Raw genomic sequence first — 22,463 nt, forward strand, 5'->3', positions numbered from 1 at the left:
GAGGGACATCCTCCACGATTCTGAAGCCGTACTCACGGTTTGACGGTAACCCAATCGGGTGGTCACCCTACGGTACTGCAACACCGACCTTTTCCTTCAGCCAATCGCGGGTGGCGTCCCGATACTGGGACGCGTTGCGATGTAACGCCAGCGAATGTCCGGCACCGGACAGAACATACGTGGAAAGCTCGGCCTCGGGCCGGTAGAACGGCGCTTCCGCCGGACGCAGCGACTCCGCACTCGAACAGTCGCGAAGCGAGAAAAGACCGCAGAACAGGATGTCCTCCGACCCGACGGCCTGGAGAACGGGCACCCGGATGTCTTTCGTCGCGGGCAGCACGATGCCGAACACGGCGACCGTTCCCATTCCCGGGACCGAAACCTGATCCTTGGTCGCCTCGTCCGCTTCGATGACCCGCGGGTCGGTATTTTCCGTCGCGTAGAAAAGTCCGGCACGCGCTCCCGGTTTCGTCGTGAAATAGAGCGGATCGCTGCCCAGAGAACCGAGCCGCCCATCGGTGAACGCGGGCTGAAGGCCGAAAAGCACCCCGAACGTCAGGGCGGGGACGGACGGCAGATGCGTCATTCCGGTGAGGATCACGCCGTCGACGTCGTGATACGTCGAGGCCTCGGCCGCGACGATGCCCGAACCGACCGAATGCCCGACGATCACGACCTTCTCGAACGGCGTGCCGCCGACCCGCCCGGCGCGCAGGTGACCGACCACCTCGTGCATCGACCGCGCCAGCACCGGCAGCAGGAGCGGAAGGCTGGCCGGTTTGCTGCTCCCGCCCGAACCGAGCTGGTCCGCGGCGAAGGTCGCATAGCCGTGTTTCGCCATGTCCCGCTGATAGGAGTAGCGCTCCGGGTCGTAGGGCAGGTCCCAGTAGGCGCTGTTGTAGGTGCCGCCGTGCACCAGCAGCTGGACCGCCTCGGGCGCCGGGCCGTCGGGCAGGCAGAACCGGCCGTGCACCGTGGCGGGTTCGCCGAGCGGGCCGGTGACCGGGAGGTCCAGATCGGAACAGCGGACGTCGACGGCCTCGGCCGGCGCCGCGACCAGGAAACCACCGAGGAGCACGCAGCAGGCGGCCACCGCCGTGGCCAGTTTGAGCGGCATTCGCACAGGACCCTCTCCGGAATCGGGACGCTCGGAAGGAGCATGAACCCTACACCTGGTGATCGAACGTTCACCGTCAGCCTCGACTTCGCGGCCATGCGATCATCGGCAGCCGATTCGGCTGCATCGTCGCTTTGATCTTGGGGAACACCTTCACCCCCGGTACCGGTTCCAGCCGCCATCGGGCGCCGATCGTCGCCGCCACCAATGCGATCTCCGTGGGAGCGAACCGATGTCCGGGGCACAGCCGGGCCCCGGCGCCGAACGGGATGAACGCGCCCTTCGGCACTCCGGCGGCGCGCCCGGGTTCCCAGCGGTCCGGGTCGAAGCGTTCGGGATCGGGGAACCAGCGCGGATCGCGGTGCAAGGTGTGCTGGCTGACCGCGACCTCGGTACCGGCGGGCAGGCGCACCCCGCCCAGTTCGACGTCCTCCCGTGCGCGCCGCATCAGGATCACCGGCGGCGTCCGGCGGACGACCTCGTTGATGATCCGCTGCGTGTAGACCAGCCGCGGCAGGTGTTCGAACCGGGCGGGCCCGCCCGCCAGCACCTCGTCGATCTCGGCGTGGAAGCGGCGTTCGATGTCCGGCCTCGCCCCGATCTCGTGGAAGAACCAAGCGAGCGCGACGGCCGTGGTCTCGGCGCCGGTGGTGAGGATCGTGATGACCTCGTCCTCCACCTGCCGGTCGGTCATCCTCTCGCCGGTCTCGTCGTCCTCGGCCAGCAACAACATCGACAGCAGATCGCCCTGATCGCCGCCCTTCTCGCGCGCTTCGAGGACGGCGTCGCCGATGACCCGCCGCAGCCGCGCGGCCGCCGCGTCGAACTCGCGGTTCGCCGGGATCGGCAGGCGTTCCACGAACTTCGGCGAGAACGCCCGGACCATGACGTACTTCAACATGATCGGGATCGACCGCTGGATCTCGGTGAGCGCGTCGTCGCCGAGTTCGGCGGAGAACAGCGTGCGCCCGGAGATGGTCAGCGCGAGGTCCTGCATACGCTTGTCGAATTCGACCACCTCGCCCGGTTTCCATGTTCCGGCAAGGTCTACAGCGAGCTTCGTCATCGTCGTCTCGGCGTAGAGCGCGATCCGGCTTCGCTGGAACGCGGGCAGCATCATCCGGCGTTGCCGCTGGTTGAAGGCGCCGTTGGAGGTCGCGAGCCCGTCGCCGAACAACGGCCGCATCTTGTCGAACACGATGCCTTTGTCGAACTTCCCCGCGTCGACGGCGAGCAGCCGCCACGCCAGCTCCGGCGTCGTGACCAGATAGACCGGCATCGGGCCGAAGTCGAGCCGTACGACGTCGCCGTACGAGCGCAATGAGGACAACAGTTTCAGCGGGTCACGGAGCATCGGCACGGTATGCCCGAGCACCGGCCACCGGCCCGGTGCGACAGCGACGTCCGGAGGTGCTGCCATCGTGCTCGTCTCCCGATGCCTGGACGCTGAACCCGGCCACCTTAGGGCCGGCGAGCGGCGAAGAGGCTTTCGCCGCCGCACTTCCACACGATCGGACGATGGCCGCCCGGTCCCGCGAGACCGCTAGACTCCTGTGCCCCAACGGATCCCAACCGAACGGCGGCGACGAAGGTGACTTCGAACCTGAGCTGGGTGCCCCCCGAGGTCGACACGACCGTGCCGAATCCCGCCCGGGTCTACGACTACTGGCTCAACGGCGACCACAACTTCCAGGCCGACCGTGAACTGGGCGAACAGATCCTGAAGATCATGCCGGGCATCCGCGACGCGGCCCGGCTCAACCGCGCCTTCCTGCGGCGTGCCGCCGTGCACATGGCGGAGGCGGGCGTGCGGCAGTTCCTCGACATCGGCTCCGGTATCCCGACCGTCGGCAACCTCCACGAGATCGTCCAGCGGATCGACCCGTCCTGCCGGGTGGTCTACGTCGACCGCGAATCGGTCGCCGTGGCACACGCCAAACTGCTGCTGCGCGGCAACGACCGGTGCGCGGCGATCCAGGCCGACCTCCGCGACGTCAACGACATCTTCGACGCGCCCGAAACCAGGGACCTGCTCGACCTCGACCGGCCGATCGGCCTGTTCATGTTGCTGCTGCTGCATTTCGTGCCGGACTCGTGGGAGCCGCACGCGATCCTGGCCCGCTATCGGGAGCGGATGGCCCCTGGCAGCTTCCTGGCCGTCTCGCACGTCGCCGCCGACGCGAACTCGAGCGGCCTCGACGAGGCCATCGAGGCGTACAAGAGCACCCAGAACGACCCCATCCCCCGGACCCACGACCAGGTGCTTTCGTTCTTCGAGGGGTTCGACGTCCTCGAACCCGGCGTCGTCGGCTGCGCGATGTGGAACCCGCAGGGCGCCGGTGACATGTCCGAAGACCCGGAGATCAACTCGCTGCCGTATGCCGGGGTCGGCCGGAAACCCTGAGCCCAGGATGTCAGGAAAGGGTCGTTCAGGACGAAAGATGTCCTGAACGACCCTTTCCTGACGTTCCCCCCTCGCCTCCCCCGGCTCAGGGCAGCACGTCGGTCACGGTGTCCTTGATGACCTGCCACTTCCCGTGCTCGCGTACCAGCGTCAGGCTGATCGTGTAGTGCCGGTCGATGTTCTGCGACGGAGCCTTGTAGTACGCGTCGAGGATCGCGAAGCCCATCTTGCAGTCCTCGACGACGGTGTGGGTCACCGTCCACGGCATGCTCCACTCGTACGGGAGCTTGAACTGCACATCGACCACCGGATCCACGTTGGCGGCGTAGCCGATGATCGTCTGGCCCTTGCGGCCGATGGTCACCATGTTCTGGTGGATGATCGCCTTGTAACGGGCCGCGTCGCGTTTGTTGAAGCTGTCCATGTCCTCCCAGACCGCGCGGTCGAACGCGCGCTGACAGGCCTGCCGCTCCGACTCGGCCCGCTGGTCGCTCGCCGCCGCCGCGGCGGGCACGCCGATTCCCGCCGCGGCCACGACCAGCCCGGCCAACGCCGCGTAATACCGCTTGCGCATGGGGTTCTCCTCATCACGTCCCGTATTCCGTCCACCAGGAGATTCGCCGGGCGGTGCATCACAGCTGCATCACTTCCGCACCGGCGTGGGCGCGGGGCCGGTTAACCTCGCGGGAGGGGGTGCGATGGAGTTCCGGATCTTGGGGCCGGTGCAGTGCCGGAACGGGGCACGGCCGGTGAAACTGGCGGGCCCGCGGCAGGAGCGGATCCTCGCCGCGCTGCTGCTCGGCGCCGATCGCGTCGTCTCGGTCTCGCGGCTGGTGGACGTCGTCTGGGACGAAGACCCACCCGCCACCGCCACGCGCCAGATCCGCAACCTCACCACCGCGCTGAAGCGCACGCTCGTCGCCGAGGGCGCCGCCGACGACGTCTTGACCGCCGAGGGCCCGGGCTTCGTCCTTCGCCCGCGCTCCTTCGACCTGCACACGTTCGAGGGGCACGTCTCGCGTGGCGAGTTCCGGGAAGCGCTCACGTGCTGGAGTGGGCCCGCTCTGTCCGGTGTGGACAGTGCGGCACTGCGCGGCGAGGCCGAAGAGCTCGACGAGCGTCGTCTGTCCGTTGTGGAGCGTTGTCTCGACGAAGAGATCTCCGCCGGGGAAGACTCCGTCGCGGAGCTGACGGCGTTGGTCGCCGAGCATCCGCTCCGGGAGCCGTTCGCCGGCTTGCTCATGCGCGCGCTGCACCAGCAGGGCAGGCAGGCCGACGCCCTGAACGTCTACCGGCAGGCGCGAACGCGGCTGGTGGAGGAACTCGGGATCGACCCCGGGCCGAAACTGCGCGAACTCTACGAGCGGATCCTGCGTGACGAGCCGGAATACGGCAAGACCCGCTGCTTCCTCCCTTACGACGTCCCGGATTTCACCGGGCGCGAGGCCGAGATCAATCGCCTGGCCGACGCCGTGCGGCTCGGCCGCCCGGTCGTCGTCGACGGGATGGCCGGTGTCGGCAAGACGTCACTCGCCGTCCACGCGGCGCATCGGCTCGCCGCCGATTTCCCCGACGGACAGCTGTTCGTGGATCTGCACGGCCACTCCCCCGCCCGCGAACCTCTTCCGCCCGAGGCCGCGCTCGAAGCCTTGCTCGGACAACTGGACGTCCCGGCTTCGCGGCTTCCCGGCGGCGTGGACCGGAGGGCCGAGTTGTGGCGGACCAGGACGGCGGACCGGTCGCTGCTCGTGGTGCTCGACAACGCCGCGAGCGCGGAACAGCTGCGGCCGCTGGTGCCGGGTTCCGCGACGGTCGCCCTCCTGGTCACCGGGAGACGCCGCCTCGCCGCGGTCGACGGCGCCGCGTCGATCAGTCTCGAAGTGCTGCCGGACGAAGAGGCGGGCGCGCTGTTCGCGGCGGCGTCCGGGCGGCCGGACTCGGGTGTGGCCGCGTTGTGCGGGAACCTGCCGCTGGCCATCCGCATCGCGGCCGCCCGGCTGCAGAATCGTCCACAGTGGACCGTCCAGGCCCTGGCCGAGCGGCTCGGCTCCGAACACGACCGGCTGGCCGAGCTGAAGGTCGCCGGACGTGACGTGGCCGCGGCCTTCGCACTGTCCTATCGGGAACTCGACGCCGAGCAACAGCGTATGTTCCGTTTGCTGGGGCGCAATCCAGGCGCCGACATCGGCGTGCCCGCGGCGGCCGCGTTGGCGGGCACCGGGGAACGCGAGGCCGAACGCCTGCTGGAGGACCTGCTCGACGCCCACCTGCTCAGGCAGCCCGCGCTGGGCCGCTACGCGTTCCACGACCTGATCGCCGAACACGCCCGCAACGCCGCACGCGACGAGGAATCCGGCCCGGCCGTGCATCGGCTCCTCGATCACTACCGCGACGGCGGCGGCCCCGGCTGGTATCGGGCGGAACGGGCGAACCTCGTCGCGGTGACCCGGCACGCGCTCGACGCCGGTCTCGACGAACACGCCTGGCGGATCGCCGCGGACACCGCGGAGCACCTCCGGGAGAGCGGGCACCTCGACGAACTGCTCGCCGTGGCACGAGCCGGGATCGCCGCCGCCCGCCGGATCGGCGACCCGCACGCGATCCAGCTGAGCCTGGCGAGCCTCACCCTGGCGTTCTGGGAGAACGGGCGGCTCACCGAGGGAATGGACTGCGCCCTCGAACGGCTGGACGTCGTCCGCGCGTCCGGCGACCGCGCGGCCGAGGCGATCGCGCTGTCCAGGGCGGGCGCGCTCCACGCCATGCTCGGCCGCTACCCCGAGGCCATCCGGTTCTACGAGGACGGTCTGGCCGTCGTGGGCGAGACCGGCGCCGCCACGCTGTGGACCAATCTCAGCAACGCACAGGAAGTCCTCGGCGGACTGGACGACGCGCTGATCTCGGCCCGGCGAGCGGTGGCGCTGCGTGAGGACGAGCGCGGCGCGATCCTGAGTTCGGCCCAGCTCGGCCTCGTCCTCTCCAAGCTGGGGCGTTTCGACGAGGCCTTCGACATCATCGAACGGTCGATCACCACCTCGCGGGATCTCGGTTACCTGTTCGGCGAGGCGTGGAGCCGGATCGACCTCGCCGACGCCCTCTTGCTCGCCCACCGTCCGGGCGACGCGCGCGAGCAGGCCGATCGCGCGTGCGCGATCCTCACCCGGCTCAACCATCCGCTGCTATTGGCGATGGCGGCCAACAGCCTGGGCACCGCCTGCCTCGCGCTCGGCGAGACGGCGGCGGGCCTCGGCCGGCATCGGCTCGCGCTCGAAACGGCGAAGCGGATCGGCTACCGGCTGCAGGAAGCCCGCGCGCTGGCCGGCTTGGGGCAGGCCGGAGCCGCGCGGGACCACTACGCCGCGATGGGCCTGCCCACCGAACCGCTGCAGGTCGTCACCTGAAGAACCCCGTGAGCAGATCGCGCAGTGTGTCCGGCCGGTGGAGGACGCCGTGGTCCTGTCCCTCGACGGTGGCGTACCGCGCGCCGGGGACCGTGTCGGCGACCGCGCGGGTGCCCGCCCGCATCCAGGCGTCGCTCTCCCCGCCGTCGATGACCAGCGTGGGCACGGAGACCTTCGCCAGCCTTTCCGCGGGCAGCACGTTTCCGGGACCGCAGAGCGCGAGGTCGTAGGGCAGCGTGTGGGCGAGCCCGGTGAACCACGCCCAGAACGGGTCGTCCCGCATCCCCTTGACGACCTCTTCCGGCGTCGCCGTCCCCTCGACCAGGAACAGTTCCGCCGCGCCGTCACGGTCGCCGTCGGCGATCAACGCACGGACCCGGTCGAAGAGGTCGGCCCCGGGCCGCTCCCGGCTGTCGTCGACGACGTACGGCGGCTCGTACACGGCGAGCCTGGTCATGGCGACGCCTCTGGCCGCCGCCTCCAGCCCCAGCACCGCACCCGACGAGTGCCCGAACACCGCCGCCGAGCCGCCCACGTGCTCGATCAGCGCGGCGAGATCCTCGACCTCGCGCTCCACCGAATAGACCGCGCCGGCTCCGCTGTCACCCCTGCCGCGACGGTCGTAGGCGATCACGGTGTGCTCCGGCGCCAGGGTGGCGGCCAGGCCGGCGACGGTCGTCCGGTCGTTGAACGCGCCGCCGGCCAGGATCACCGGCGTGCCCTCCCCGGTGCGCTCGAAGGCGATCGGGGTGCCGTCGGCCGAAGTCACGGTCTCGAACGAGGTGGTCATCAGGTCCTCCGCAGGGTCGCTTCACTCTAGCTTCGGCACTGGGTCGGAGCCGATGACCACCGCTCGACATCACTTCCGGAGATTTCCGAAGAATTCCCGGAGCTCGGCCACCACGTCGTCCGGCACGGCCATCGCGACCATGTGACTGGGGCTGTCGTGATCGGCCCAGCGCACGACGTCGTTCTTGCGGGAGGCGATCGTGCGCAGCGCGGACGGTCCGCCGTGGGAGACGCCGGTCGGCACCACCGTCTGGTCCATCGGCATCGCGGCCTGGCCCTCGTAGTAGGGCCACAGCGACGTGCCGCCGGTCCCGGTCAGCCAGTACAGCGTCGCGTTGGTGAGGAGCAGGTCGCGGTCGATCGGCTCGGCGGGCGCCGTGCCGTCGGGCCAGCCGTCGAACTCCTTGAACCGTTCCACCAGGTACGCCAGCTGCGCGACCGGCGAATCGAGGAAGCCGAAACTCAGCGTCTGCGGCCTGTTCGTCAGGTACGGCGCGTATCCGCTGCCGCCCGCGAAGCGCTCCATCAAGCCCGCCAGATCGGCCTGATCCTGTTCGGTGAGCCCCTCGAAGTCGGCCGGATCGCCCATCGGCACCCCGAGGCCGGACGTGATGTGCGAACCGATGACGTGCTCGGACGCGTGCGCCGCGAGACACGGCGTCACCAGTGCGCCGGCGTCGTTCCCGTGCGCGCCATACCGTTCGTAACCGAGACGGCTCATCAGTTCCGCCCAGGTCCGCGCCACCCGCGCGATGTCCCACGGACGTTCGTCGGCCGGTTCCGGGAACGGCGAGAAACCGAAGCCCGGCAAGGACGGCGCGACGACGTGGAAGGCGCGTGACGGGTCGAGGCCGTGGGCTCGCGGGTCGGTGAGCGGGCCGAGCACGTTCAGGAACTCGGCGATGGAGTTGGGCCAGCTGTGCGTCATGATCAGCGGGATCGCGCCCGGCTCCGGCGACCGGACGTGCAGGAAGTGCACGCGCTGACCGTCGATCTCGGTGAGGTACTGCGGGAACTCGTTGAGCTGTTTCTCCCACGCGCGCCAGTCGTAGCCGTCTCGCCAGTATTCGGCCAGGTCCTTGAGGTAGGCGACGGGGACGCCGCGGCTCCACTCGGCACCGGGCAGCGCCGACGGCCAGCGGGTGCGGGCCAGGCGGTCGGTCAGGTCGTCCAGATCGGACTGCGGGATGTCGATGCGGAACTGCTCGATGTCGGTCATGAGATGACCGTAGGGGCCATTCAGGCCAGATCCTGACCTAAATGGCCCCGCACTTAGCCGACTAAATGCGGACTCGTGGTCAAGCATGTCGCGAAAGCCACTTTCGCGACGTCTGATGTCCCGAAAGTGGCTTTCGCGACCCAACCCCTGGCGATCGCGGAGGGGCGACGGGAGCTTTCCCTGCATCCGATGCGACGAAAGTCCCCTTCGCAAAACTGTTTTTGGCCCACCGTGGCGATCGCCGCGTTCGTCCGTGAAGGCCTCCTTGAGGGACCCAGGGTCCCTCAAGGAGGCCTTCACGGACCGGCCTGAGATTGCCGACCGACGACCCCGCACTTGGCCGACTAAACGCGGACGAGTTGCGTAGCGCCGAAGGTGTCCTTCACCGGCACCTCGAAGGTCTTCCGGCGCACGGTCACGCGCAGGACCTCCTGACGCTGCGTCGGATCCGAAACCGCCAGCTGCCAGCCGTTCCCCGTCCGGCCGAGCGCCACCGACGCCGGACCGGACACCGACACCTCGTCGACGGACCCGGCCGCGAAGAAGTTCGCCAGCAGGGTCGCGTCCCACAGCCGGACGGCCTGCACGGTCGCCGTGTTGGACCGCACGCGCCACGACCAGGCCGAGGCGATCGTCTGCAGTACCGACGCGGTCGGCAGGACGGCGTACGCGTAACTCGCGTTCGACGGCTTGCTCCCGTGCTCGATGACCAGCTTCTGGTAGCGCCGCGTGTACGGCACCGTGGTGCCCTTGGTGTTGGCACCCTTGTCGATGTCGCGCCAAGTCCCCGTCCGGTCCTCACGCAGCGCGGTGACCTCGGCGTCGTCGAGCAGGACGTAACCGCCGACCCGTTCGAGGTGCAGCCATCGCTTGCGCCGCAAGGACTCCGAACCCTCGACGAGATGACCGTCGGCCAGCAGGACACCGGTGCCGTTCTCGCCGAGGTTGCGGTTCTCGATCGTCGTCCGGATCCGCTCGCCGGAGGTGTCGGTGATCCCAGCACCGAGGCACAGCACACCGGACGGCGTGAAGAACCACGACTTCTTCGCGGTCAGCGTGCCGTCCTGCGAGACGAAGTCGAGGGCGTGCGCGCCGTGCCGCGCGTCCCACCGGACACCACCGCAGTGATCCTTGCCGGTCAGCGGCACCGACTCCAGTTTCGGGGTCGGGCCACTCTTGGTGGTCGTGCCCGGCAGCAGCAGCGGATCGACCGTCGGCCAGAAGGCGTCGGTGAAGTGCCCCTTCGCCTTGGGCAGGAACAGATACAGCGAACCGTCGCCGACGTACCAGCCGTGCAGGTTCATCGAGTTGATCGACTCGTACCGCGAGATCCGCGTCGAGGCGACGCCGAGCGAGGCCGACCAGCCTTCGGTGATGTGCACCATCCGGTCCTGCTGGCCGAACACACGATGCGTCGCGACCGTCCGGGTCGCCCGCACCTTGGTCGCCAGCAGTTCCTGCGCGAACTCGATGCCGGGGATGCCGACGAGATCCGGCCCCGGCGCGAACCTTTCGGGATCGGGGATCTCGAGGTACGGCGCGAAAGTGTCCTCGGTGATCCACTTCGCGGCGAGATCGCCGAGTTCCTCCTTGCGTTTCCCGCTCGCCGACCGGGCCAGCAGGACCACCGCGCCGGTGAGCTGGTGCCCGATGTCGTGCGCGGATTCCCCTTGCCGGGAAAGGAACCGGCCGCGAACCGACTCCATCAGCGCGCCCGCGTACACGAACGGCGCGAACGTGTCGGAGACCAGCGCGTACGCCGCGTCGCGGACGTCGGCGGGCAGTTCGAACTCCGTGCCCTTGGTGACGTGGACGGCGGACGCGACGGCGGTGAGCAGGATGATCCCGTAGTGCCCGGGATACGGCACCGAATCGTGCTGGAGGAACGAACCGTCGGTGTGGAAGCCGTCGCCGCCGGAGCGGTGCAGCTTCGCGATGACACTCGCCGCTCCCCCGCCTTCGACGTCGGTGAACGCACCGACACCGCGTTTGATCCGCTCGGCGTCGCCCAGCATCGCGCCGGAGACGATGGCGATCGTCGACTTGTCCGCGCGGTTGGCGCCGGTCTCGACGACGCTCGGGTTGTTGGTGCGGCGGTTCGGATCGCCGGAGAACTTCAGCACCGGCTTCAGATACTTGGCGAGCTCGTCCTGGGTGAGCTCGTCGGCGACCGTCGCGAGGATGTGCAGCAGGTAGAGCGGGATGCCGATCTCGTAGGTGTACCAGTTGCCGATCTCGGCGGTCTTCTCGCTGTACTGATCGCTGGTGTACAGCAGTTCCAGCGCGCCCTTGATCCGGGCGAGCACCGCGGGATCACCCGCCAGCACGCCGCCGGGAGTACCCCAGTTCACCGCGATCGCGCGGAGCCGGGCGTACATCGACGTCGTGAACTCGCTGCCGGGGCCGAGCGGCAGGTCCTTCCACAGTGGACCGTCGCCGACCGTCATGCTGTCGTGGTACGCCTTCGCGACCCTGTCGAGATTCGCCAGCGCGGCCGAGCGCTCCGCCGACGGCCGGTTGATACCGATTTGCAGTTCGCGGTAACCGGTCACGATGGACGACGAGCCCGGAGCCGCGGGCTGCGCGGACGAGGTGCCCGCGAGTGCTGATGTGAGGGCCACCGAAGCGGCCGCTGCCGCGCCTCCCCGCAAGGCCGTTCTCCTGTCGAAGTAACCGAATCCGGACATGACAGTGCCTCCCAAAGTGCGTCGAGACGGATCAGGGGCGGCGGCGGATGCTGGGGCTCGTGAGTGGTGAGGACGGTTCTAACCGCCCTCACCACTCACGAGGTTTCTAGCGTTTCCCGTCGGTCCTGCGAGGCAGGCCCCACGGGTTGTTCTCCTGCAACGGTTCCGGCAGCAGCGCGTCGGGGAAGCCCTGCCAGGCGATCGGTCGCAGGAACCGCTCGATCGCGGCGGTGCCGACCGAGGTACTGGTCGGCGCGGTGGTCGCCGGGTAGGGACCACCGTGTTCCTGTGCCCAGGTGACGGTGACGCCGGTCGGCCAGTCGTTCCACAGCAGACGGCCGGCGACCCGGGTCAGCGACGGGAGGACCGGGCGGATCCAGTCCACATCGGACTCTTCGCCCTGGATGGTCGCGGTGAGCCCCGGTTCCATCACCCCGAGCAGGCTGATCAGCTCGGCCTGATCGGTGTAGGTGACGATCAGCGACGCCGGGCCGAAGCACTCCTCGCGGACCGTGTCGGCGTCGGCGAGGAACGCCTTGGCGGTGGTGGCGAGCAGTGTCGCGCCGTGCGAGATCCCTTCCGCGCCACCGGATTCCGACAGCACCTCGACGCCGTCGACCTCGCTGAGCTTCGCCAATCCGTCGGCGAAGCCCGCCGCGATGCGCTCGTTGAGCATCGGCTGCGCCGGGATCGCCGCGACGGCCTCGCGCAGCGTGTCTTCGAGGCCGTGGCCCTCGGGCAGGAACAGCAGCCCCGGCTTGGTGCAGAACTGCCCGGCGCCGAGGGTGAACGAACCCGCGTAGCCCTTGGCGATCGCCTCGCCGCGCGCGTCGATCGCGGCCCGCGTGACGACGACGGGGTTGACACTGCCGAGTTCGCCGTAGAACGGGATCGGCGACGGCCGCGAGGTCGCGATGTCGAACAGCGCCCGCCCGCCCGGTACCGAGCCGGTGAACGACGCCGCCTGGATCCGCGGGTCCTTCAACGCCGTGACGCCGTTCTGCTGGCCGTAGATGACCGCGAAGATCCCCTCCGGCGCACCGGCCTCGACCAGCGCGTCACGCAGGACCTCGCCGGTGCGGGCGGAGAGCTCCGGATGCCCCGAGTGCGCCTTGAGCACGACCGGGCAGCCCGCGGCCAGCGCCGACGCGGTGTCGCCGCCCGCGACGCTGAACGCGAACGGGAAGTTGCTGGCGGCGAACACCAGCACCGGCCCGATCGGGGTGAGCAGCCGCCGGATGTCCGGCCGCGGCCCCATCGGCCACGCGGCGTCCGCGTGGTCGACGGTGGCGCCGAGGAACTCGCCGTCCGCCAGCACCTCGCCGAACAGGCGAAGCTGGAACGTCGTGCGCTTCAGCTCGCCCTGCAGCCGCGGCGCGGCCGGGAGGTGCGTCTCCTGGTTGGCCAGCGCGATCAGCTCTTCGGCGGCCGTGTCGAGGGCGTCCGCGGCCGCGTTCAGCCATCCGGCGCGCTGGGCTGGGGTCGCGGCCGCCGTCGTGCCTGCCGCATCGGCGGCGGCCGCGAGGATCTGTTCGAGCGTGGCGGGATCCGTTGCCTGGCTCATGATTTCCTGCTTCTCCTAGAGTTCTTGCGCGGCGCTGACGGCGGCGATGAGATCCGCCCAGCGCCCCGGGCCGGCGAGGCCGAGGTGGTACAGGTGCAGCTCGGTGGCGCCTGCCTTGCCGAGTTCGGTGGTGTAGGCCTCGATGTCGGGCACCGGGCTCGCCGCCACCGCGGTGATGTAGCTGCCGACGGCGACCTTCTCCGGCAGTTTCGCCCGTGCCGCCTCGACGGCGCCCACGCTGGGGCGGCCGGGTGCCCAGTTCTGCAGCACCACCGCGTCGACGTCGTCCGGGGCCGACGGCGTCAGCCCCGGCAGCGCGCCGGTGACCCACGGGTCCATCGCGCCGTGCAGCACGATCCTGGGCCCGGACGGGATCTTCTCGAGTACCGCGCGCCGGAGGGCGTCGGTCGCGTTCTGGCGCGTGTCGAGCAGGACCTGCCGCAGTGTGGGCAGGATCTTGTCCTCGGTGGCACGCAGGTCGCCGCTGTCGATCAGCCGCCGGACCTCGGCCCGCAGCTTGCCCAGCGCCTTCACCGGATCCTGCCCGGCCGCCGCCCAGGCGTCGAGACAGTCGTCGCAGCAGCAGATCGACAGCAGCCGGGCCACCGCGGGCGACCAGACGCCGTCGGTCTTCTCGTGCTGGTGCTGGTGCACGGCGCCGAGCGGACCGCAGGCCTCGAGGATGACGGTGGCGAAGTCGAGCCCGGCGAGGCTCTCCGCCGTCACGTTCGCCGCGTACTCGCGGACCGCGGGCGCGCCGGGGCACAGCGCCCACGGATACCGCTCGCCGAAACAGTTGCGCACGGTGAAATCCGGGAATTCCGTGCCCAGCTGCGAGTTGTGCGTCAGCACGATCCACGCCGCGGCCGGGATCCCCGCCTCGGTCAGCGTCCGGACGGCGTCGCCCGCGCTGTCGCGGCTTTCCACCCAGTCCGGCTCGGCGGGCTTCAGCTCACCCCACGCCTCTTCGCGCACCGGCCGGTACAGCGCCGCGTGGCGCGCGACGACCGAGGTGCGCTCGGGCGACCAGGGCGTCGCCGCGCGGGCGCTGTGGTAGGACACGGCGACGGCGACCTCGTCGACGCCGAGTTCCCGTACGCGCTCGACGAAGCCGGGATCGTCGACGACGTCCCAGGGGTAGGCGTATCCGGTGACCTTCACCCTGTCACCACCGTGCCGTGTTCGGTTCGAAGCTTCCCACGAACTTCCGCATATAGGTCACGTCATCCCGTTTTGTCTGTCCACTTCGGACATAGTCTTCATGGGCCCGTGCCAGCGCGTCGGGGTCGAGTTCGACCCCCAGCCCCGGCTTGTCGGGCACCGCGACCGCACCGTCGGCGAACTCCAGCGCACCCGGGGCGATGACGTCGGCCGTCTTCCACGGCCAGTGGGTGTCGCAGGCGTAGGTCAGGTGCGGCGTCGCCGCGGCCACGTGCACCATAGCGGCCAGACTGATCCCGAGATGACTGTTCGAATGCATGGAAAGGCCCACGTCGAAGCATTCCGCCGTGATGGAGAGGGCCTGGGTGTCCCGCAGACCACCCCAGTAGTGATGGTCCGAAAGTATGACCCCGACCGCGCGCTGCCGGAAGGCGGGCTCGATGTCCGCGAAGCGCACGACGCACATGTTCGTGGCCAGCGGCATATTCGCCTTCTCCGCGACCCGTGCCATGCCCTCGATACCCGGTGTCGGGTCTTCGAGGTATTCCAGGACGCCGTCGAGTTCTTCCGCGACCCGGATCCCGGTCTCGACGGTCCACGCCGCGTTCGGGTCGATGCGGAGCGGGTGGTCCGGGAACGCGTCCGCGAGCGCGCGGATCCCGTCCATCTCCTGGTCGGGGTCGAAAGCCCCGCCCTTGAGCTTGATGGAGCCGAAGCCGTACTCCTCCACCATGCGGCGTGCCTCGCCGACGAGCGCGTCCGGCGTGGTCACCTCGCCCCACGAGTCCTCCTCGGCGCCGAGGTGGGCACCGAACTTGTAGAACAGGTAGGCGGAGAAGTCGACGGCGTCGCGTGCCTTGCCGCCGAGCAGGTCCACGACCGGCCTGCCGAGGTAGTGGCCCTGCGCGTCGAGCGCCGCCACCTCGAACAGCGAGTACACGCTGGCCACGGTCTTGCTGACGGAGAAGCCGCCGGTCAGCCCGTGCGCGTCGGCGAAGACGACCTCGCCCAGCGTGGTGGCGACCTTCCGGCGGAGACCGGGCAGGTCGAACACGTCGTGCCCCTTGAGCTCCGGGAGCACCTTCCTGACCTGGTCGAGGAAGGCGAGGTCACCGTAGGACTCGCCGAGACCGACCACGCCGTCTTCGCAGATCAGCTGGACGACACCGCGCAACGCGAAGGGCTCGTGCACGCCCATCGCGTTGAGCAGCGGAGGGTCGGCGAAGGCGACCGGGGTCAGGACGACGTCGAGAACCTTCATCTTCAGGCACCGGCCTCGACGGACTTGAGGACGGCGAGACCGTCGTCGATGATCTTCTCCAGGCGGGCGATCTGGTCCGCGGTGGGCTCGACCAGCGGCGGCCGGACCGAGCCGACCTTGTCCCCGCGCAGCCGCGCCGCGGCCTTGACCAGCGACACGGCGAAGCCCTGTCCCTCGTCCCGCAACGCGACCAGCGGAAGGTAGAACCCGGCGAGCAGCGCCTCCATGACGGCGTCGTCGTTCTCCGCGAGCGCGCGGTGGAACCGGGCCGCGATCTCGGGCGCGAAGCAGTGCACGGCCGAGGAGTACCGCGCCACGCCGACCGCGGAGTAGGCGCGCGCGGAGACCTCCGCCGTCGGAAGACCGTTGAAGAACAGGAAATCCTTGGCCCGGTCGGTGCCGGCGGAGCGGATCGTGGTGATGATCCGGCTCATGAGTTCGACGTCGCCGAAGCCGTCCTTGATGCCGACCACCGACGGGATGTCGAGCAGTTCCACCGCCGAGTCCGGGGTGAACACGCCGGTGGACCGGTGGTAGACGATCACCGGGACCGAGGAATCCCCGACGGCGTACCGGACGTGGTCGACCAGCCCGGACGGCGGGCCGGTGACCAGGTACGGCGGCAGGAGGAGGACGCCGTCCGCGCCGCCCGCCTCCGCCGCCGCGATCCCGGCTCGGGCCGAGGCCGCACCGCCGCCGGCACCGACCCAGACGGGCACGCGCCCGGCCACGACCTCACGAGCCTTGCGCAGGATCGCTGCGTGCTCGTCCGGGGACAGCGAGCTGAATTCGCCCGTACCGCAGGCGACGAACAGCGCACCGGCTCCGGCGGCCACGTGGCTCTCGACGGTTTCCGCGAACGCGTCGAGGTTGAGTTCCAGCCCCTCGGTGAAGGGGGTCAGGGGGAACGCCAGTAGGCCGTCGAGTTCGATCTTGGGCTGTGCCATGGATTTCTCTTTCGTTCTTTGTGGATGGTCCCGGGTACGGGCCCGGTCAGGCGGGCACGGTGGTGCCGTCCTGCGACTTGCGGGGTGTGACGTCGTCGTCGCGGTCGATCGTGTCGATGATCTCGTCGGTGGAGGCCTTGCGCTCGGGCATGAGGTAGCCGAGCCCGATGAACAAGCCCAGCGACACCAGGATCGGGGTGGACACGGTGACCGCGAGAGTGGCGTTGTAGCCGTAGTAGGCGATCGCGTAGGCGATGAGACCGCCCGCCCACGAGATCAGCGCCGCGCGGGAGCCGGAGCGGCGGAACGCCGGCAGCATGCCGAGCAGCAGCGGCACCGAGATCGGGCCCATCAGGGCAGCGACCCAGAGCACCACGATCCCGAGCACACCGCCGAGTTTCTCGGCCTGCGTGGCCACCGCCATGGTGGCGGCGACGAACAGCACGGTGGAGACACGGGCGGCGAGCAGCCCCTGCGACTCGGTGAAGTTCCTGGCCTTCTTCCACAGCACGGGCAGCATGTCGCGGGTGATGACCGCGGAGATCGCGTTGGCGTCCGAGGAGACCATCGCCATGGTGTGCGAGAAGATCCCGGCCAGCACCAGCCCGACCAGACCCGGCGGGAGGAACGTCGTGGTCATGATCGCGTAGGCGTTGTTGGGGTTGTCGATGTCCGGGATCAGCAGCGGGGCGGCGAACATCGGGAACATCATCACCAACGGCCACACCAGGTACAGGATCGAGGAGAGCCGCGCGCCGCGACGGGCCTCGTACGTGTTCGGCGCGGCCATGTAGCGCTGCGCCAGGTTCCACATACCGCCGTTGTACTCCAGCGTCTTCACCAGCACGTAGACGAGCAACACGATGGTGGTGAACTTCGACGTCGTCGGGTTCAGGTGGGCGGGCGGGAGGTCGCCCCATACTGTCCACAGCCCGGAAACGCCGCCGAGCTTGTCCAGCACGACCCACAGCATCACGATCGCCGCGATGGCCTGGATGACGAACTGGCCGAAGTCGGTGAGCGCGTCGGCCCAGAGACCGCCGACGGTGCAGTAGATCAGGGTGATCGTGCCGGTGATGATGATGCCCCAGGTGTAGGGCACGCCCGCGAAGACGTTGAGGATCGTCGCGACGGCGAACCACTTGGCCGCGATGTCGAAGATCTTCAGGAGGCTGCCGCTCCAGGCCAGCGCCTGCTGGGTGGGCACGTTGAAGCGCTTCGCCAGGTACTCGAGCGGAGAGGCGACACCGAGCTTCGAACGCAGGCGGTTCCACCGTGAGGCGAACAGCCAGCTGCCGATGCCGACACCGATGCCGATGCTGGCCATGCCCCAGAAGTAGACGGTGATGCCGTCCGTGTACGCGACGCCCGCGTACGCGACGAAGAGCACGGCGCTGTAGCCGGACATGTGGTGGGAGATACCGGCCAGCCACCACGGCATCTTGCCGCCTGCCGTGAAGAAGTCACTGACCGTGTTGACCCGGCTGTGCGACCACAAGCCGATCACCACCATCAGGACGAAGTACGCGGACACCATGATCCAGTCCAGTAAATGCACCGCTGACTCCTTTCCGCGTTCACGAAGGCCCAGCCCGACCTGTTCACATCCATGAACGGAGTCTGTTATAGTGATTATGTTCATCCATAAGAACGCTGTTCGGGACGCTAATATGGCCGGAGTCACAAGTCAACGGCCGGATGGAGGAGCGCGGATGCCGCAGCAGGAAGCCGCCGTCACGGTGGCGAACGGCGCGCCTGAACCCGCCGGGGTGAAGTCGGCCAGGCGGGCGATCGACCTCATCGAGACCTTCGCCGCGAACGACGTGTGGCTCTCCCTGTCGGATCTCCACGCGCGGACCGGTTTCCCCAGGTCGAGCCTGCACGGCCTGCTCCGCACCCTGCTCGAAGCCGGCTGGCTGGAAGTGGACACCAACACCGCCCGCTACCGCCTCGGCGTCCGCGCGCTGATCTGCGGCACGGCTTACCTGGACCGCGACCCGGTCGTCCCGTACGCGACCGAAGCGCTGGAGCGGATCCGGGAGAAGACCGGCTACACGGCACACTTCGCGCGCCGCGAGGGCACCGACGTCGTCTACCTGGAGACGCGCGAGTCCCGGCACTCGACGCATCTCGTGTCCCGCGTCGGCCGCACGCTGCCCACCCACGCGACCGCACTGGGGAAGGCACTGCTGGCCGAACTGACGCACGACGAGATCGACGGCCTCCTGACCGGAGAGCTGCCGGCGCTCACCCCGAACACCATCACCACCGTCGAGGCGCTGCACGCCGAATGCGCGAAGACGCGCGAACGCGGCTATGCCTCGGAAATCGAGGAAGGCAGCCTCGGCGTCCGCTGCGTCGCGGCCGTGATCCCGTACCGCATCCCCGGCACCGACGCGATCAGTTGCTCCATGCCGGTCACCGAGGTCACCGACGCCGATGCCCAGCGCGTCGGCGAACTCCTCGCCGAAATCACCGCGGAGCTCGGCCAGCAACTGCGCCGCGCCGGCATCCGCTGACCTGTTTCCCACTTTCCTTCACTGACAAGGGGTCCCCATGGCAGACCAGCGCGTCCTGATCACCGGCTCGGCGGGCATCGTCGGCACCCTGATGCGGCCGCGGCTGCGCCGTTCCGGACGGGTGCTGCGTTTGCTCGACCTGGCCGCGCAACCCGAAGCCTCGGGCGGCGAGGACGTCGAGCTGATCACCGCTTCGGTGACCGACCCGGAGGCGATGGCGAAGGCCTGCGCCGGCGTCGACGCGGTGATCCACCTCGGCGGGCACAGCCGCGAGAACTCGTGGGAAGCCACGCTCGACGTGAACATCAACGGCACCCACACCGTCCTCGAAGCCGCGCGCGCCGCCGGTGTGCCGCGGGTGATTCTGGCTTCCAGCAACCATTCCGTGGGCTTCCGCCGCAACGACGAGGCGGGCCCGGACGGTCTCCCCGCCGACTCCACGCCCCGTCCCGACACCTACTACGGCGTCAGCAAGGCGGCCATCGAAGCGCTCGGCAGCCTGTACCACTCGCGCTTCGGCATGGACGTGATCGTCATCCGGATCGGCTCCTGCTTCGAAAGCCCGCTCGTCCTCGGCCCGCGCGGCCTGACGACGTGGCTCTCCCCCGACGACGGCGCCAGGATGTTCGAGGCCTGCCTGAGCTACCCCTCCCCCGGCTACCGGCTGATCTGGGGCGTCTCCGACAACACGCGCCGGATCTACTCGCTCGCCGAAGCCGAGGAGCTGGGCTACAAGTCGCTCGACAACGCCGAGACCTACGCGGACCAGCTGGCGGACATGCCCGCGCCGACCGGGGTGGCGGCGGAGTACGTCGGGGGGCCGTTCTGCACCGCGCCGCTGGGGGCGTACAACCCGCTCTGACGTCTTTCGTTTGGTAGCGGAGAGCTGTCGGGGTGACGCCGGGTGAGGGCCGTTTCTACTGGACTGTGTGGATTTCTGGTCATCTAACGCCCCAAAATCCACACAGTGCCAGCCCGGCGAGCACTTCACCTCGCACGCCCCTGCACCCGCCCTGCCACCGCGAGCACAACCGGCGCCGCCAGCCAACACAAGTACGCCCAAGTGCCCGCGGTAACGAACGAAACAGGAACCGAAGCCCCGAACACAACCGCCAGGCACACACTCCGCACCAGGTTCTGACTGAACGCCCACGGCGGCGTGTCCGCGCGGTAGAGGTGTTCGCGCCGGATCTCCCGGATGATCAGCGCGAACGACGCGGACGCCAGCACCTGCACGATCGCGTACAGGCTGAACCGGGGCGGGAAGGCGCCGTCCGCGGTGATCACCCGGGTCGCGAACGGCGTCAGGACCTGCATGAACAGCCAGGCCAGGGTGAGGCTGATCAGGCGACTGTTCAGCGAGCGGACATGGCCGAATATCTCGTGGTGGGCGCGCCAATGGGCGGCGATCACCACGAAGCTGACGCCGAAGGCCAGATACTCCTTGCCGTGATCCGCCACCGAATTCAGCATCGCGGCGGTGGTGTCGCCGGCGGGGACGGGGAGTTCCAGCGCCAGCAGGGTGAGCGCGATCGCGCTCACCGCGTCGATGAACATGGTGAGCCGCTCGGGCGGGGCCTGAGTCGCCATGATGCGGAAATCTCCCTCTGCGTCAGGCGACGGTTGCCGGGCGGAGCTTCCGGGACCGCACGGCCAGGATGATCATGACGGCGGGGATGAGCAGGTCGTTGGCGAGGACACCGCCGGTGTTGCCGGGGCTGTGGACGCCGTTGGCGAACCACTGGTAGACGTGGCCGACCAGGGCTCCCCAGAGGAACATCCCGGCGCCGAGCCCGATGGTGACGCGTTCGCGCGCGGACGCCGAGGCGGCGCGGAATCCCATGACGGCCAGCCCGAGGTTCGCGAAGGCGATCTCGAACAGGAAGGGCGTCCGGTCGAAGCCGATGGCGGTGGCCATGACATCCGGGAACGCGAGGAACGCGACCGTCATCCACAGGCTGCCGAAGCCCAGGGCGCCGATCGCCCACCAGCGCTGCCAGATCTCCAGCCGTTCGTGGGCCGTCGGAGCGTGGCGGGCTCGCAGGAACGCCCCGACGGCCGGCACCAGCATCCAGACCAGCGGGAAGGCGGATTGGGCGAGGTAAGAGAAGTTGTCCATGCATTCAGTCTTACCTAGTTAATATTAACTCGTCAACAATCAGGTATAGTGACCCTCGTGGATGACGGACTCGCAGACCTGTTGCACCGCGTGGTCATGCTGCTGGGCGAGAACGCCCGGCGGCGCACCGAAGGCACCGACGGCTTGACGTACAGCCAGATACGGCTATTGGGCACGCTCGAGGAGATCGAACCGGCGACGCAGCATCGGCTCGCGCAGGCGCTTTCGGTGTCCGACCCGGCGATCAGCCGGGCGCTACGACCGCTCGAGGCGGACGGCCTGGTACAGGTCACCGTCGACCCCGAGCACGCGCGCCGGAGGCTCGTCCGCCTCACCGAGGTCGGCCGGAAAGCCTTCCATGCGGCCGGAAAACCGCTCTACGACGAGTTCCGCGCCGGGCTCATCGCGGCAGGCTTCCCCTACGAGCGCTACCTCGAAGACACCCTCCGGCTGGCCGAGATCCTCTCCCCCGATCAGGGAACGCGGCGCTGATCCGGAGCCGCCCACCCGTTGATCACGGCGAGCAGCTCGAGATACCGCTCCCGCCGGGGATCATCGGCGATGTCCAGCCACGGCAGATCCCGCCGCGGGGCGGCGTCGTACCCTTCGGCGAGGCGTCGCATGAGGGCGCGGAAATCCGGATCCCTCACCAGTTCGGCGAGTTCCACCCAGGCATCGACCTGTTCGACCGCGGGACTTTCGGGTAGTTCGGGCGTCATCGAGCGGGCGATCCCGGCGAACCCGGGATGCTCGAGACCGCCGAAGATGGCGTCGAGGAAGTCGTCGATCAGCCGACGTCGCTCCTCCTCGGTCAGTTTGGCCAAGTCGTGCATCAGAGTGATCTCCTCGGGAGTGGATCCGCGCCGGGTCACGGCTTTCAGCACCGCATGACGGAGACGCAGCACGTGGATCTGCGCTTCCAGCACCCGCAGGTGGGTCTCGGCGACATCGGGAAGGGCGGCTTCGCTTTCGACGACCTTCCGGATCGTGCCCAGGTCGAGTCCCAGCTCACGCAACGTGCGCACGAGCTCCAGGCGCGCGAGCGCGTCGACGCCATAGCGCCGGTGCCCGGACGCGGTGCGGCCGGACGGGGCCAAGATGCCTCGGTCGGAGTAGAAACGGATGGTCTTGACGGTCAGCCCGGTCCGCCGGGAGAGCTCGCCGATCGAGTACCGGGGGTCGTCCATCCGCCCACCCTCGCACCTCCCCTCGGGGGAGATACAAGAGCGATCACGCGCGCGTCGTGGGCCCCGTCAGGCAGTGCTGCACGAGCGGGCC

Annotated in this window: 19 protein-coding genes; 5 read left to right on the forward strand and 14 right to left on the reverse strand. The window is 69.1% G+C overall.

What is annotated here, in order from left to right:
• Positions 1–67: 67 nt before the first annotated feature.
• Both DMC61_RS29235 and DMC61_RS29240 read right to left on the reverse strand, forming a co-directional pair.
• Positions 68–1,117 carry an alpha/beta hydrolase gene (locus tag DMC61_RS29235; RefSeq protein ID WP_125693020.1) on the reverse strand — a complete coding sequence of 350 codons (1,050 nt, stop codon included), beginning with the start codon at positions 1,115–1,117 and terminating at the stop codon, positions 68–70.
• A gap of 76 nt (positions 1,118–1,193) precedes the next feature.
• Positions 1,194–2,537 (reverse strand): cytochrome P450, encoded by a 1,344-nt coding sequence (locus DMC61_RS29240; RefSeq protein ID WP_125693022.1) that lies wholly within the window; start codon positions 2,535–2,537, stop codon positions 1,194–1,196.
• Between the two features lie 171 nt (positions 2,538–2,708).
• Between DMC61_RS29240 and DMC61_RS29245 the strand changes: the two genes are divergently transcribed.
• The gene (locus DMC61_RS29245) at positions 2,709–3,521 is read left to right on the forward strand and encodes an SAM-dependent methyltransferase (protein ID WP_125693024.1); all 813 of its coding nucleotides are present in this window, start codon (positions 2,709–2,711) and stop codon (positions 3,519–3,521) included.
• 85 nt (positions 3,522–3,606) lie between these two features.
• On the opposite strand, the gene DMC61_RS29250 is transcribed toward DMC61_RS29245, so the two are convergent.
• Positions 3,607–4,095: a hypothetical protein gene (locus tag DMC61_RS29250; RefSeq protein ID WP_125693026.1), complete on the reverse strand. Its 489-nt coding sequence runs from the start codon at positions 4,093–4,095 to the stop codon at positions 3,607–3,609.
• 124 nt (positions 4,096–4,219) lie between these two features.
• Here DMC61_RS29250 and DMC61_RS29255 point away from each other — a divergent pair, with 124 nt between their 5' ends.
• On the forward strand, positions 4,220–6,919 hold the full coding sequence (locus tag DMC61_RS29255) for a BTAD domain-containing putative transcriptional regulator (protein ID WP_125693028.1): 2,700 nt from the start codon (positions 4,220–4,222) through the stop codon (positions 6,917–6,919).
• Here DMC61_RS29255 and DMC61_RS29260 read toward each other — a convergent pair.
• The 8 genes from DMC61_RS29260 to DMC61_RS29295 form a co-directional block, all read right to left on the reverse strand.
• Positions 6,912–7,709, reverse strand: a complete 798-nt coding sequence (locus DMC61_RS29260) for an alpha/beta fold hydrolase (RefSeq protein WP_125693030.1) — start codon at positions 7,707–7,709, stop codon at positions 6,912–6,914. The two genes, DMC61_RS29255 and DMC61_RS29260, sit on opposite strands and share 8 nt — an antisense overlap.
• A 69-nt stretch (positions 7,710–7,778) precedes the next feature.
• On the reverse strand, positions 7,779–8,927 hold the full coding sequence (locus DMC61_RS29265) for an epoxide hydrolase family protein (RefSeq protein WP_125693032.1): 1,149 nt from the start codon (positions 8,925–8,927) through the stop codon (positions 7,779–7,781).
• Positions 8,928–9,271: 344 nt separating this feature from the next.
• Positions 9,272–11,614 carry a polysaccharide lyase 8 family protein gene (locus tag DMC61_RS29270; protein WP_125693034.1) on the reverse strand — a complete coding sequence of 781 codons (2,343 nt, stop codon included), beginning with the start codon at positions 11,612–11,614 and terminating at the stop codon, positions 9,272–9,274.
• Between the two features lie 106 nt (positions 11,615–11,720).
• Positions 11,721–13,178 carry an aldehyde dehydrogenase (NADP(+)) gene (locus DMC61_RS29275; protein WP_125693036.1) on the reverse strand — a complete coding sequence of 486 codons (1,458 nt, stop codon included), beginning with the start codon at positions 13,176–13,178 and terminating at the stop codon, positions 11,721–11,723.
• 15 nt (positions 13,179–13,193) lie between these two features.
• Positions 13,194–14,339: a hypothetical protein gene (locus DMC61_RS29280; protein ID WP_125693038.1), complete on the reverse strand. Its 1,146-nt coding sequence runs from the start codon at positions 14,337–14,339 to the stop codon at positions 13,194–13,196.
• Between the two features lie 4 nt (positions 14,340–14,343).
• A complete protein-coding gene (locus DMC61_RS29285; protein ID WP_125693040.1) occupies positions 14,344–15,600 on the reverse strand; it encodes an enolase C-terminal domain-like protein in 1,257 nt (418 codons plus the stop codon).
• A 2-nt stretch (positions 15,601–15,602) separates the two neighbouring features.
• Positions 15,603–16,547 carry a 5-dehydro-4-deoxyglucarate dehydratase gene (locus DMC61_RS29290; RefSeq protein WP_125693042.1) on the reverse strand — a complete coding sequence of 315 codons (945 nt, stop codon included), beginning with the start codon at positions 16,545–16,547 and terminating at the stop codon, positions 15,603–15,605.
• Positions 16,548–16,593: 46 nt separating this feature from the next.
• Complete coding sequence (locus DMC61_RS29295) at positions 16,594–18,105, reverse strand: sodium:solute symporter family protein (protein ID WP_063272258.1); 1,512 nt, start codon at positions 18,103–18,105, stop codon at positions 16,594–16,596.
• Between the two features lie 154 nt (positions 18,106–18,259).
• Here DMC61_RS29295 and DMC61_RS29300 point away from each other — a divergent pair, with 154 nt between their 5' ends.
• Together DMC61_RS29300 and DMC61_RS29305 are read left to right on the forward strand one after the other, a co-directional pair.
• On the forward strand, positions 18,260–19,066 hold the full coding sequence (locus tag DMC61_RS29300; protein ID WP_016335334.1) for an IclR family transcriptional regulator: 807 nt from the start codon (positions 18,260–18,262) through the stop codon (positions 19,064–19,066).
• 37 nt (positions 19,067–19,103) lie between these two features.
• The gene (locus DMC61_RS29305; RefSeq protein ID WP_125693044.1) at positions 19,104–19,928 is read left to right on the forward strand and encodes an NAD(P)-dependent oxidoreductase; all 825 of its coding nucleotides are present in this window, start codon (positions 19,104–19,106) and stop codon (positions 19,926–19,928) included.
• A gap of 125 nt (positions 19,929–20,053) precedes the next feature.
• Here the strand turns inward: DMC61_RS29305 and DMC61_RS29310 are convergent, their stop codons facing one another.
• Together DMC61_RS29310 and DMC61_RS29315 are read right to left on the reverse strand one after the other, a co-directional pair.
• The gene (locus tag DMC61_RS29310) at positions 20,054–20,656 is read right to left on the reverse strand and encodes a TMEM175 family protein (protein WP_125693046.1); all 603 of its coding nucleotides are present in this window, start codon (positions 20,654–20,656) and stop codon (positions 20,054–20,056) included.
• A gap of 22 nt (positions 20,657–20,678) precedes the next feature.
• On the reverse strand, positions 20,679–21,185 hold the full coding sequence (locus DMC61_RS29315) for a DUF6790 family protein (protein ID WP_063272263.1): 507 nt from the start codon (positions 21,183–21,185) through the stop codon (positions 20,679–20,681).
• A 57-nt stretch (positions 21,186–21,242) separates the two neighbouring features.
• On the opposite strand from DMC61_RS29315, the gene DMC61_RS29320 reads away from it, so the two are divergent.
• The gene (locus tag DMC61_RS29320) at positions 21,243–21,677 is read left to right on the forward strand and encodes a MarR family winged helix-turn-helix transcriptional regulator (protein ID WP_125693048.1); all 435 of its coding nucleotides are present in this window, start codon (positions 21,243–21,245) and stop codon (positions 21,675–21,677) included.
• Here the strand turns inward: DMC61_RS29320 and DMC61_RS29325 are convergent.
• The gene (locus DMC61_RS29325) at positions 21,659–22,372 is read right to left on the reverse strand and encodes a MerR family transcriptional regulator (RefSeq protein WP_125693050.1); all 714 of its coding nucleotides are present in this window, start codon (positions 22,370–22,372) and stop codon (positions 21,659–21,661) included. The genes DMC61_RS29320 and DMC61_RS29325 overlap by 19 nt on opposite strands.
• Positions 22,373–22,463 lie beyond the last annotated feature (91 nt).

Origin of the sequence: Amycolatopsis sp. WAC 04169 (assembly GCF_003947535.1) — a bacterium.
Lineage (GTDB): Bacteria > Actinomycetota > Actinomycetes > Mycobacteriales > Pseudonocardiaceae > Amycolatopsis > Amycolatopsis keratiniphila.